The organism is Mucilaginibacter phenanthrenivorans, assembly GCF_024721155.1.
GTDB classification, from domain to species: Bacteria; Bacteroidota; Bacteroidia; order Sphingobacteriales; family Sphingobacteriaceae; genus Mucilaginibacter; species Mucilaginibacter phenanthrenivorans.
The window spans coordinates 640,083-653,250 of sequence record NZ_JAHVAP010000005.1 but is presented as its reverse complement, the minus strand read 5'-3'; the positions used below and the strand labels follow the sequence as shown (position 1 = coordinate 653,250).

10 protein-coding genes are annotated in these 13,168 nt (G+C 45.2%); 4 read left to right on the top strand and 6 right to left on the bottom strand.

Annotated elements, in window-relative coordinates; all coding sequences use genetic code 11:
• Window positions 1-49: 49 nt before the first annotated feature.
• The gene (locus KXD93_RS14880; RefSeq protein ID WP_258137957.1) at window positions 50-2,854 is read left to right on the top strand and encodes a DNA gyrase/topoisomerase IV subunit A; all 2,805 of its coding nucleotides are present in this window, start codon (window positions 50-52) and stop codon (window positions 2,852-2,854) included.
• A 145-nt stretch (window positions 2,855-2,999) separates the two neighbouring features.
• Here the strand turns inward: KXD93_RS14880 and KXD93_RS14875 are convergent, their stop codons facing one another.
• The 6 genes from KXD93_RS14875 to KXD93_RS14850 form a co-directional block, all read right to left on the bottom strand.
• Complete coding sequence (locus tag KXD93_RS14875) at window positions 3,000-3,758, bottom strand: 6-phosphogluconolactonase (RefSeq protein WP_258137956.1); 759 nt, start codon at window positions 3,756-3,758, stop codon at window positions 3,000-3,002.
• A complete protein-coding gene (locus tag KXD93_RS14870; RefSeq protein ID WP_258137955.1) occupies window positions 3,758-4,024 on the bottom strand; it encodes an HPr family phosphocarrier protein in 267 nt (88 codons plus the stop codon). Before KXD93_RS14870 ends, KXD93_RS14875 begins: the two co-directional genes overlap by 1 nt.
• 343 nt (window positions 4,025-4,367) lie before the next feature.
• Window positions 4,368-6,074, bottom strand: a complete 1,707-nt coding sequence (ptsP, locus tag KXD93_RS14865) for a phosphoenolpyruvate--protein phosphotransferase (RefSeq protein WP_258137954.1) — start codon at window positions 6,072-6,074, stop codon at window positions 4,368-4,370.
• 6 nt (window positions 6,075-6,080) lie between these two features.
• Window positions 6,081-7,652 (bottom strand): PTS system mannose/fructose/sorbose family transporter subunit IID, encoded by a 1,572-nt coding sequence (locus KXD93_RS14860; protein ID WP_258137952.1) that lies wholly within the window; start codon window positions 7,650-7,652, stop codon window positions 6,081-6,083.
• A gap of 121 nt (window positions 7,653-7,773) precedes the next feature.
• Window positions 7,774-8,244, bottom strand: coding sequence for a PTS sugar transporter subunit IIB (locus KXD93_RS14855; protein WP_258137951.1), 471 nt, complete (start codon window positions 8,242-8,244; stop codon window positions 7,774-7,776).
• Window positions 8,237-8,671, bottom strand: coding sequence for a PTS sugar transporter subunit IIA (locus KXD93_RS14850; protein WP_258137950.1), 435 nt, complete (start codon window positions 8,669-8,671; stop codon window positions 8,237-8,239). The genes KXD93_RS14855 and KXD93_RS14850 overlap by 8 nt, the downstream gene beginning before the upstream one ends.
• 446 nt (window positions 8,672-9,117) lie before the next feature.
• Here KXD93_RS14850 and KXD93_RS14845 point away from each other — a divergent pair, with 446 nt between their 5' ends.
• From KXD93_RS14845 to KXD93_RS14835, 3 genes are all read left to right on the top strand, one after another.
• Complete coding sequence (locus KXD93_RS14845) at window positions 9,118-10,953, top strand: glycoside hydrolase family 9 protein (protein ID WP_258137949.1); 1,836 nt, start codon at window positions 9,118-9,120, stop codon at window positions 10,951-10,953.
• Window positions 10,954-10,963: 10 nt separating this feature from the next.
• Complete coding sequence (locus KXD93_RS14840) at window positions 10,964-12,103, top strand: redoxin domain-containing protein (RefSeq protein ID WP_258137948.1); 1,140 nt, start codon at window positions 10,964-10,966, stop codon at window positions 12,101-12,103.
• Between the two features lie 280 nt (window positions 12,104-12,383).
• The gene (locus KXD93_RS14835; RefSeq protein ID WP_258137946.1) at window positions 12,384-13,151 is read left to right on the top strand and encodes a ThuA domain-containing protein; all 768 of its coding nucleotides are present in this window, start codon (window positions 12,384-12,386) and stop codon (window positions 13,149-13,151) included.
• Window positions 13,152-13,168: the final 17 nt, after the last annotated feature.

The following is a 13,168-nucleotide window of genomic DNA, read 5'->3' as shown; positions in this document are numbered from 1 at the left end:
ATCTGCACATAATCTATATCTTTACCCATCCAAAATTTTTCAGCTAATAATGAGTGAAGATTTAAGCAACGACGAGATACCTGCTAATAACGACGAAAAATTACACAACATTACCTCACTCGACGGGCTGTACGAAAACTGGTTCCTGGATTATGCGTCCTATGTGATCCTGGACCGTGCCGTTCCGCATATAAATGATGGTTTAAAGCCTGTTCAGCGCCGTATTTTGCACTCCCTAAAGGAGATGGACGACGGGCGTTTCAACAAGGCTGCCAACGTTATTGGTAACACCATGAAGTACCACCCGCATGGTGACGCTTCCATTGGGGATGCCATGGTACAGATAGGCCAGAAAAACCTGTTAATTGATTGCCAGGGAAACTGGGGCGACCCGGTAACCGGCGACTCGGCCGCTGCGCCGCGTTATATTGAGGCCCGTCTTTCAAAATTTGCACTCGAAGTTGTTTTTAACCCTGATACCACCGATTGGCAGGCCAGTTATGACGGCCGTAACCGCGAACCGATCACGTTACCTGTTAAATTCCCTTTGCTGCTTGCACAGGGTGCCGACGGTATTGCCGTGGGTTTGGCTACCAAGATTTTGCCGCATAATTTTATCGAGCTAATAGATGCTTCGATAGAAGTATTGAAGGGCAACCTGCCCAACCTGATGCCGGACTTCCCGACAGGCGGAATGGCTGATGCTACGTTGTACAATGATGGTCAGCGTGGTGGTAAGGTGCGCATCCGTGCAAAGATCGTGGAGCGCGATAAAAAGACGCTGGCTATAACTGAAATTCCGTTCAGCACAACTACCGGCGGCTTAATGGAAAGCATTGTTGCAGCCAATGAAAAGGGTAAGATCAAGATCAAAAAAATTGAGGATAACACATCCAGCAGCGTAGAGATCGTGGTGCATTTAGCGCCGGGAATCTCGCCTGATGTTACCATCGATGCCTTGTATGCCTTTACTGATTGTGAAGTTTCCATCTCGCCAAATACCTGCGTAATTCAGCACGATAAGCCGCGCTTTATGAGCGTGAACGACATGCTGACCGAGAGTACGCATTACACCCGCCAGCTGCTTAAAATGGAGCTGGAGATCAGGCTGAAGGAATTGATGGAAAAGATCTTCTTTAGCTCACTTCTTAAGATCTTTATCCAGGAAGGGATGTACAAGCATCCTGACTATGAAACATCCAGCAATTTTGAAATGGTGCTCGAGGTGTTGAACCGCTTATTCGAGCCGTTTTTCCCGATGTTTTATCGCGCGATATTACCGGAAGATTATAAGAAGCTGATCGACAAGCCAATGAGCAGCATCACCCGTTTCGACGTAAAGAAAACGGATGAGCAGATCAAAGGACTTGAAGCCGAAATAAAGGAAGTAAAACATCACCTTAAACACCTTACCGATTATACCATTGCCTGGTTCCAGAAACTGAAGGATAAATATGGAAAGGATCGCGGCCGTAAAACTGAGCTGCGCACATTTGATAAGGTAGAAGCGGCGCAAGTAGCATTAGCTAACGCGAAATTATATGTTAACCGTGTGGATGGGTTTATCGGTACGGGACTAAAGAAGGATGAATTTGTAACCGACTGCTCGGATATAGACGAGATCATCGTGTTCCGCGAGGATGGCCGTTGTTTGATCACCAAGGTTCAGGATAAGGTTTTTGTGGGTAAGGAAATTATCCATGTAGCTGTATTTAAAAAGAACGACGAACGCACCGTTTATAACATGATCTACAAGGACGGGCAAAGCGGGGTAAGCTATATCAAGCGTTTCTCGGTTGTAGGCGTTACCCGCGATAAGGAATACGATTTAACCAAAGGCACAAAAGGCACCCGTGTATTATACTTCAGCGCCAACCCGAATGGCGAGGCAGAAATTGTTAACGTACAATTAAAGCCGCACAGCAAGCTGAAGAAGCTTCAGTTTGACGAGGACTTTGCTGCGCTTGCGATAAAAGGCCGTGGTTCCATGGGTAACATCATCACCAAATACCCGGTTAAAAAGATCATCCTGAAAAGTAAGGGTGTATCAACGCTTGCAGGACGAAAGATCTGGTATGATGATATTTTAAAACGACTGAATGCCGACGGTCGCGGTAAGTACCTTGGGGAATTTGATGGCGACGATAAGATCCTGACCGTGATGAGCAACGGCGTTTATGAACTGACCAGCTTTGACCTGAACAATCACTTTGACGATAAGATGATCGTGATCGAGAAATACGATCCCGCCAAAGTTTATTCAGTTATCCATATCGATGGCAAATCGAAAAACTACATGGTGAAACGGTTTGTGTTCGATAGCCTTGTGATTGGTAAGCAGGTCAGCATCATTAGCGATGAGGCTGGGTCAAAATTGGTGATGATCTCGGGTGCGGATCAGCCGGTTATCAGTATGACGATATTGAAGGGCAAAGAACAAACGCCGGAAACATCTGAGGTTGATCTTTCAACAGTTATTGACGTTAAGGGGATGAAGGCAATGGGTAACCGTTTGTCGCAAAGCCCGGTGAAATCTGTTGAGCTGATTGCTGAAAATAATATAGAACCAGAGGAAGTGATCGCTGATGAAGCAGATAGCATAGATGATGAAATTGATGTAGCTGAGGTAGAAGAAATGCCGGAGGCTGAAGTTAAAAAGCCTGAAGCAGAAGCGCCAGCGACTGCTCCTGAAAAGCCGGTAGAAATTAAACCGGAACCACCGGTTGAGATACCAGAGCCACTGGCTGAATCGTCTCCTAAACCGGTTGAAACACCACCGAAAAAGATTGATTTTGAAATCACCAATCCCGATGACATAGAGATTGACGACAAAGGGCAATTGGGCCTATTTTAATTTAATACAAAAAATGTCATTGCGAGGAGGAACGACGAAGCAATCTCGTCGCCGTGCGTATTCGCTATGCATTAGCGCCATATATACCGACGAGGTTGCCACGCTGCGCTCGCAATGACATTTTTTGAAGAAAACTATTTTTAGCCTACCTGTTATAATTCCTTTTCTTAGCATACGCTGCAATTTTTGCACCTGCATCAGCATCCAGCAAGATTTCGCAATTTGGGTGCAACTGCACCACCGAGGCCGGGATATCAATACTTACCGGGCCGAGGATTGCCTGTTCGATAATATCCGCCTTATGAGAACCCTTGGCTATCAGGATCAATTTGCGGGTGTGCATAATGTTTTTTACCCCACGGGTTAATCCGCCTAAAACAGTTTCGGGTGGCACCTGTGTTTCGCGGCGTACACGGGCCTCGAAGTCGGGATCCATTGGCGATACCCACGTTTCGCTTTCGAAAGGCGTACCGGGCTGGTTAATGCCTATGTGGCCATTGCTGCCGATGCCCAGCATCTGCAGGTCAGCACCACCGCGTTCGGCGAGGCGTTTTTCAAACAGGACGCTTTCCGCCTCAAAATCATCAGACAAGGTTGGCGGCATAATAAAATTTTCATCGGAGATGCCAAGCGGACCGGCGATCTGGTTCAAGATCATGGTGTAACAACTCCCGGCATATTCGCGCGAAAGGTTGGTAAGCTCATCCACATTAAACAGCGTGATATCCGAAACATCAAACGGGTATTGCTTGAAAATATCCGACACAATGCGGTGCATCTCAATGGTAGTTTGCCCGGTTGAGAGGCCGATCACAGAGGTACGTTTTTCCAGCATCTGCGCAATAATGCGCCAGGCTGCGGTGGTATCAAATTCCTGTTCGTTTTTGGTAATGGTTATTTTCATTATAGATCTTTTAGCTGTTCCGTAAAAAATTGTCCGATGGCCGTCGATGCTTCGGTTTCGTCATCACCATCAATAATAACGGTAACGGTTTCGCCACCCTTTATGGTGAGCGATAAAATGTTTAGCATGCTGTTGAGCTTAATAGTCTTCTCGCCTTTTTGCAGGCTGATGGTTGACTTGAAACTTTTGGCAAGCCTTATCAATGTAGTTGCCGGCCGGGCGTGTAAGCCCTGCGGTGCGAGGATGATATAGTTGTTTGTTATCATTTGTATTCATTCATATATTAATATCAAACCCTGTCATTGCGAGGAACGAAGCAACCTCGTAGCTATACAGAGCGAATATGAAAGTATAGACTTTGCAAGTTGACCATGCATTGCTACGAGGTTGCTTCGTCGCTCCTTCTACCCATGACAAGTTATTTTCAACTTGGGTGGGGTGTCACTCTGAGGCACTCGAAGAGCGATGTGCGCAGAGGCCAATCTGCGTGCTAAGCATGGTGCAGAGGCCTTTGCCCGCATGCTTCGAGTGCCTCAGCATGACATCCCTTTCTTGTCATTTCACCTTCGCAATCCAGCGGATTTTAGTTCTCGCACTGACAAGAGCTTTTTATTCGTCCGCCGTTATCCCTTTCAAATACCCCAAAATATCCTCCGAGCTATCCATCTCCATTACATTTTTATATATCTGTTTTGCCTTTAGCTCGCTGTTATTTATGATGATGCTTTTTATCGCCGGAATAGAAGCGGCGCTCATAGAAAACTCCTTTAAACCCATTCCCAGCAACAGTAAAGTTGCCAGTGGATCGGAAGCCATTTCACCGCACATGCCTACGTGGATGCCATGTTTCTCGCCCTGCTCGATCACAAAACTAATGAGCCTTAATACGCCCGGATTAAAAGGATCATACAGGTGAGTGATTTGCTCATTCATCCTGTCGACTGCCAATGTATACTGGCAAAGATCATTGGTGCCGATGCTGAAAAAATCAACCTCCTTGGCCAGCAGATCAGCGGTTATGGCAGCTGATGGGATCTCGATCATGATGCCCACCTTCATAGCGGGATTAAATGAAATACTTTCCGAAAGCAACTCTGCCTTTGCCTCACCCAAAATGCTTTTCGCCGATCTGATCTCCTGGATATTGGAGATCATCGGGAACATGATCTTCAGATCACCAAAAACAGATGCCCGCAAAATGGCTTTAAGCTGGGTAATGAAAAGGTCCTTCCTATCTAAACAGATCCTTATCGCGCGGTACCCTAAAAAAGGGTTAAGTTCGGCAGGTAAATTAAAATAAGGCAATTGTTTATCGCCCCCAATATCGATAGTACGGACGATCACCGGTTTCCCTTTTGCTTGCAACGCCGCTTTTTTATAAAATTCAAATTGCTCATCTTCCGTCGGGAAGTTGTCCCGGTTCATGAATAGCAATTCAGTACGGAGTAGGCCAACGCTCTCTCCGCCATTATCAAAAACGTCTTCCAGATCTTCCGCCCCGGAGATATTTGCTGATAACATTACCTGCATGCCATCGGTTGTTACAGCGGGCTCATCCCTTAATGCTTTTAACGTTTCAGCATGCTGACGATAGGCATTCCTTTTTGCAGTATACTCATCAATTAATTCCTGGCCTGGATTGATTAAAACTAAACCTTGTGATCCATCTAAAATAATAACATCATTGTTTTTTATGCTGATCAGATCGGCACCGCAACCAACAACAGCCGGGATGCCCTTTGATTTGGCAATGATTGCGGCATGTGATGTTTTGCTGCCCATTTGTGTGGCAAATCCGGTAACCCGGCTTACATCCATGGTAATGGTATCCGATGGTGATAAGTCTTCCGCTATGATGATGGTATCCGGTTCAAATACCTGGTTTCCGGAAGTTTGTCCGTTAAGATTTTTCAGGATGCGGTTGCCGATATCCCGTATATCTACAGCCCGGGCACGCATATATTCGTCATCCATATTTTCAAAAAGCTGGACAAACACGTCTACAACTTCTAAAAGAGCATCGTTAGGGTTTTTATATTCGATCTCAATCTTTTCAACTACACCATCCCGTATTTCCGGGTCGCTTAGTAATTCAATTTGAGTTTCGAGTATGGCAAGGTCTTCGTCAGAAAGGGTATTGCTTTTAATAGCTTCAATTTCGTTAACCGAATTGGTTATTGCGTCATCGAACTGCTCAACAGCTGCGGCTATTTCTTCGGGCGTAGTTAGCAAAATACAGGTTAGCGCAGCTTTCTTTTTTTGTAATAAAAAAGCCTTGCCAATTGATATTCCCGGTGAAACGCCAATCCCCTTCATCTTTACTTAAGCAAATAAATGGATCATACTGCCGATAAAACCAAGCGCCAGCAAGCCCAGCAGCAGGTGCGTTGTTTTGGCGCCGTTCTTAACAAAATAATACACCAAAAAGGTTAGGCCCAAAGGGATAATTGCAGGTACTACCTGGTCCAATACGCTTTGGATAGTAACTTCCGATTTATCAGACCCGATACTTATTGGCGTGGTGATTGACATTAAGGTTGCCGGCATTGCACCAACTACCATCAGGCCTAATATCGAAGCGCCTTTGGTCAGCCGGTCCATCACGTTATTTTTGGCGAGATTTTGCAGGAATTTAGTACCGGCACGATATCCGATAAAAGTTAGGTTATAACGCAGTACCAGGTGTGGTACGTTAAATATCAGCAGGAACAAAATTGGTCCCATGATATTTCCCTTTATGGCAAGCGAAGTACCAACCCCTGCGGCGATCACCTTAAAGGTGCCCCAAAACAGGGAATCGAACACCCCGGCCAACGGCCCCATCAAGCCCAGTTTTACCGAGCTGATAGATTCTGCATCAAATTCCACGTCGTTGCTGTTTTGCTCTTCCATAGCAGCGGTAATGCCTAAAATGAGCGTTGAGCCATACGGACTTGTATTAAAGAATTGCAAATGCCTTTTCAGCGCTTTGGCCATTGCTTCTTTGGTGGTGTAAAGCCTCTTTAAAACCGGGATAATGGCAAATGCAAAGCCTGTGTTTTGCCAGGTCTCGAAGTTGAAGTTTGCCTCTAGCGCCATTGACCGTAAAAAAACATTGCGGATGTCGCCTTTGCTCAGCTTTTGCGATGGCGTAACCTCTTCCTTAATTTCATCAAAGTCGCTATCATCATCTGTTTTTGGCGTAACCTGGGTTACTATCAAAGCAATTACCACCCCCAAACCACCGATGGCGATAACCGGTAATTTTAAATAAGCAGCCAGCATAAATCCAAGGAAAAAATACGGCGCTACTGTTTTATTGAACATCAGGTGCATCAGCAATGCAAAGCCAAGCGCGGGCAGCATATTCCCGGCAACCTGTAATCCGGTTTGTACCCATGCAGGTATCAGGTCGAGGAAATCCTTCATAACCGTACCTCCCAACAGCAGGGCCAGCAGCACGATGATACCCATTAGTATAGGCCGCAAAATACCGGAGAGGATATGTAAACGCTGAATGCCATTGAAATCGCCGGCATCGGCGTATTGATTAAATTTTTTATTGATCACTGCTCTGAACACGAAGAGGCTGCTGATGAGCATTTCAGCAAGGATAGAAACCGGCACAGCAATAGCCAGCGCGATGGCCGGCCCTTTGCCGGATATAATGGCGAAGGCAGTACCCAATACGCCGCCGGTAATAACATCGGGCGGAATGGCTGCACCGACCTTTATGTTACCCATAAATATCAGCTCCAATGTAGCGCCAATGATCACGCCCTGGTAAAGATCACCCAACACCAAACCAACCAGCGGCCCGAGCACCAGCGGCCTGCTCAGCAGCGTAGTTCCCAAAAAGTCCTCGGAATGGCCAAACATGGCAATAAGCGCAATAAGCAGGTAGGAGATTGACATTTATCGTTCTTTTATTTTTATTAGTATAGAGTCAAGAATCAAGAGCCAGGAATCAAGATTTTAAAAGCTTGATTGTCTTTTTTTTCTTCTTGGTTCTTGACTCTGGATTCTTGGCTCCCTCTCAAATCAGGCTGGCCACCATTTGTTTCGTATCCGTCGGAACCTGCCTTAGTTCAAGCTCGATGCCTTTGTTTAAAAGTTCTCTTATCAGAATAACGTCTTCATCATTAACGGCAACCGCTTTGGAGATTAACCGGGTTCCATCGATCATCCGTAATCCTCCAAAGTTCACTGATTTGATCTCTTCAACTTCGTTAACCAAAGCATAGGCGTCCTTTACGCTGTTGATGATCAGCAGGATCTTCATGTTCCGGCTTTTCTCGTCATTTAAAAAAGTGGCAGCATCAGCCAGCGATTTTATCAAAAGCTTGGTACCGGCCGGCTTGGCCAGGCCGAGGGTCATCTTTAAAAATTCATCGTTAGCCACTTTATCGTTAGCTATCAAAAGGCAATTAACACCCAACGCAGGCGTCCAGGTAAATGCAACCTGGCCATGCACTAATCTGTCGTCAATTCGTGTAAGCTTAATCATTCGGGTGTTCTCGTTGTGCGGTAATTAGTTTATTTACGTATGTCATTTGTTCCCTAGCATTTGCAATGGCCAAAGTAATTACTTCCTCAACCGGTGTTTCGGCATCAGCCATTAACACTTCTATCAGCAGGGGCAGGTTAAAGCCCGACACGATATAGACGTTTGATCTTAACGCATGTTGCAGCACCTGGTTGGTGATACTTCCGCCCAAAATATCGCAGAATACCACCAGTTCATCGTTTTCGCCTATTTGCTTCATCACCTCATTGATTTGGGATTCTACAGATACAGCTTCATCAACGTAAGCCTGGATCAAAAAGACATGATCTGTGGCTCCTATAATTATATCAAGCGATGATTTTACGCCTGCGGCAAACGTGCCATGCGTGGCAATCAGGAACTTTCTTGTTTTCTCACTTTTCTCCATCAGGAATTAGTAGCATTTAATAAGTAAATTGGCATTACAATATATGCATTTTTACGTTCTGCAATAATCAGTCAAAGTTTATTCAAATACTATTTTTAAGGCACTACAATACCACTACTATAGATTTTAGTATAAAATCAGGGTAAGACTTTGTCATTCTGAGCGACAGCGAAGAACTGTCTCTTGAGCTTTAGCGAAAAATCTTTATTGACTGATAAGTCTTCGCCATACTTGTCCTGCGTTCATACCCCTGAGAAGATCCTTCGCTGTCGCTCAGAATGACAAAGGATTTAGCGCTCTGCATAGTTTTTACAACTATTTCCCAACCGTAGTGCTAATGTAGTGCCTTAAAAATCCTTGCAGAAAATGTAATACATTAGCTTTGGACATCGGGATGCAGCCAACATCTGTCTATCATATAAACGCTTTCATCTAAAATAATATTTATGGTTTTATCAAACTTGAAAAAACGGCTTCTTTATATATTATTATGCACGCCGTTTTTTCTGCATGCGCAATCGGTTAAAATAGTTACCAATCATGTGGGCTACGAGGAGAGCAAAGCCAAGCATGCGGTGATTGTTGAGGAAAGCAAACTGGACATCAATTCATTTAACTTAATTGATGCTGCTACAGGTGCAAGTGTACTTAGCGGTAAACCTATATTTAGCGGTCCGGTTAGCAAATGGAAAAATTTCCAATTCTGGACCATTGATTTTAGCAGCTTTACCACGCCCGGCACTTACAGACTTCAAATAGCATCGCCAAAAGGCCCTATAACTTCCTATCCTTTTGTCATCGATAAAAACGTTTTGGAGAAGGCTACCATATCCGATGTGGTGTATTATTTTAAAGGCCAGCGCAGCTCTGGTTTGCTGGACAAGGCCGATCATCATTTACTGTTATCGGGAAAAACAACTGATACCATCGACGCGCATGGCGGCTGGTACGATGCAACCGGCGATTATGGCAAACACCTTTCTCACCTTTCATTTTCCAATTACTTTAACCCGCAGCAAATTTCGCTGACCGACTGGAGCCTGTTTAAAACATACGAGCTTTTAAATGCAAGGCCCGGAACCGATTTCCGCCAGTTTAATCGCAGGATTTTGGATGAGGCAATGTATGGCGCTGATTATTTAGTAAGGATGCAGGCTAAGGGCGGTTCGTTCTATCGTTCGGTGGGCGCTCCCGGTCCGGGTAAATTGCCTAAGGATAGGATGATCCCTGCCGAAGAGGGGAGCTACCGGATAAAGAAAACAAAGGATCAGACCATCAATAAATCCACTACCGAAAAAGACTGGCGGCTTTACCAGTCGAGCTACCGCTCAGGTAGCGGAATGGCGATCGCTGCTTTGGCAATGGCGTCCGCTTACCCCGTAAGCGGCGAGTTCAGCAATGCCGATTATCTAAAGGCAGCAGAAAATGCTTTTGCTTTTTTAGAAAAGGACAACGAGAAAATGGATTACGACCACAAGGAAAACATGCTGGACGATTATTGCGCCCTGAATGCAGCTACCGAGCTTTATAAAGTAACCAAAAAAGATGTATACAAAGCCGCAGCCGCCAAAAGAGCCGCCAGTATCATGGCAAGATTAACCAGATGGAAAAACTATAAAAATTATTTCAGGGTTGATGACAAAGACAGGCCTTTCTTTCATCCATCAGATGCAGGTTTGCCTTTGGTAAGCCTGTTGTATTATTATCCATACGCTACTGCTGATGAGCAGGCGGCTATTAAAAAGACCACTAAGGAATCGATGGAATTTGAGTTTGCCATAACCAAAGAGGTAAATAATCCATTTGGATACAGTCGCCAGTTAGTGCAGGATACTTTGGGCAATCGCCGCAGCACATTCTTCTTTCCGCATGGCAGCGACGCTTCCCCATGGTGGCAGGGCGAAAATGCAAGGCTTGGTTCGGTGGCCGCTGCCGCAAGAATGGCCGCCAATATATTTAAAGACGACAAGCCCTTTCATGACCAGTTGGATGGCTTTGCGTTGGATCAATTAAACTGGATCCTCGGTTTAAATCCGTTCGACAGCTGCATGTTGCAGGGAACAGGACATAACAATCCGGCATATGGTTTTTTCGGCACGTTTGAATATACCAATGCGCCAGGCGGAATTGTAAACGGCATTACCTCGGGGTTTGATAACGAGGATGATATAGATTATAATATTCCTTACGCGGTGTCTGGCAGAGATTCCGACTGGCGCTGGGCCGAGCAATGGCTGCCGCACACGGCCTGGTACTTACTGGCGGTTTCAATAAACGACTAACATTAAACCAATGAAAAAGAATATAGTAAGTTTAATTTTCCTGTTTTTGCTTTGCAATCTTGTTTTTTCACAAGACAAGCACAAAATGTTGGCGATTGGTGATACTGCCCCCGATTTTAGTCTGCCCGGAATAGATGGTAAAACCTACACCCTGCAATCGTTTAAAAATGCAAAGGTGCTGGTGATCGTTTTTATGTGTAATCATTGCCCGACTTCGCAAGCATATGAAGACAGGGTTATAAAAATGACCAGCGACTATGCATCAAAAGGTGTTAGCATTGTTGCCATTAACCCCAATAATCCGGCAGGACTACGGTTAGATGAATTGGGTTACAGCGATCTTAGCGACTCGTTCGCGGATATGAAGACCCGCGCCAAAAACATGAAGTTTAATTTCCCTTACCTATATGATGGCGAAACGGAAGTAACATCCAACAAATACGGCCCGGTTGCAACGCCGCACATTTTTGTGTTTGATAAGGACAGGAAGTTACGCTACAATGGCCGCATTGATGATATGGAAAATCCTGCAAAAACACCGCACTCACTGGATGCTAGGAATGCTATTGACGCTGTTTTAACGGGTAAGGAAATTGCCGTGCCGGTTACCAAAACATTTGGCTGTTCCATAAAGTGGGCGGAAAAAAGTGTGTGGCTGGAAAAAGCGCAAACTGAGTGGGCAAAGGAGCCTGTTAAGCTGGGCACGCTAAGCGCCAACGGCATAAAGGAAGTAATAAAAAACCATACCGATAAATTAAGACTGATCAATCTGTGGGCCACCTGGTGCGGGCCGTGCGTTGCGGAGTTTAGCGACCTGGTTACCCTTAATCACACCTACCGCGATCGCGGCCTGGAGTTCGTGAGCATCAGTGCCGATGACCCGGTGAATAAGGATAAGGCATTGAAGTTTTTGCAGCGTAAACAGGCGTCGGGGTTAAATTATATCTATACCGGTGATGATAAATATAAGATGATAGAGGCGGTTGATCCCAAATGGGATGGTGCGTTGCCGTATACGCTTTTGGTTGATCCTGATGGTAAAATTGTTTACTCGCACCAGGGAGCCATAGACGCCGAAGAACTAAGAAAAATAATTTTTGATGACCCGATGATGGGCAGGATTTATAAAGAGCCAGTTGCGAAACCGTGAGGTGGTTTGAAGCGGTTTATATCGTTTGCAAATTGGGTGCTCCGTAGGAGCTACCTCTTTGTAGCATTTTTAAACAATAGAATATTGCTCCGTAGGTGCAACCCTTAAGGTGCATGGCGACGATCCAAGGTGTAAAAGGGCAGCCTCTACGAGGCACAAGACGGGGGCGGTTATATTTCTACAAAGAGGTAGCTCCTACGGAGCAGATAATCGTGATGGGCGGGTGTTGACGATTGGAAAGTGAATAACGAATGAACTTATACTAATCAGCAAAAATAAAATGATCAAATCATTGAGAAGGACTTCGGCATCAGCTTTAATTATCCTTGCATTTTTTAGCTTAAATGCGAATGCCCAGGCTATTAAATTCAAGGTATTAGTTTTAGCCTCCCAAGCCAAAGACCACTGGAAAAGTATTTCGGCGGGGAAGGAGTTTTTTGAAAAACTTGGTAAAGAAAACCACTTCGCTGTTGATTTTACAGATGATACCAGCAAGATCAATGATGCCAATTTAGCCAAATACCAGGTATTCGTGATGTTTCATTTGGCACCGTTTGATATGTCGGCAAGCCAGCAGGCGGCTTTGCAAAAATTTGTAGAACAGGGCAAGGGTTGGGTTGGCGTTCACGCCGCCGGACTAACCGGCAAGGAATTTTTAGGGCCGAATTCAAAGGCCGCTTACTGGCAATGGTTTGAGGGGTTGATGGGTAACGTAACATACTCGCCGCACCCGGCATTCCAGGATGGGATGGTAGTAGTAGAAGACCATGATCATCCGGGTACAAAAAACCTCCCTGCAAAATTCTGGCTGGCAGACGAATGGTACGAGTGGAATAAAAGTCCGCGGGGTAATGTGCGGGTTTTAGCGACAGTTGATGAATCGACCTACAAACAAAATAAACCAATGGGCGATCATCCCATGATATGGACCAATGAAAATTTTCGCCGAATGATCTATATCTGTATCGGCCATTCACCAACCTCATTGGTAAATCCAAACTACGTAATACTTATGCGGGACGCCATTTTGTGGGCGGCGTCGAAATAAAATCGACCTAAAAAAAG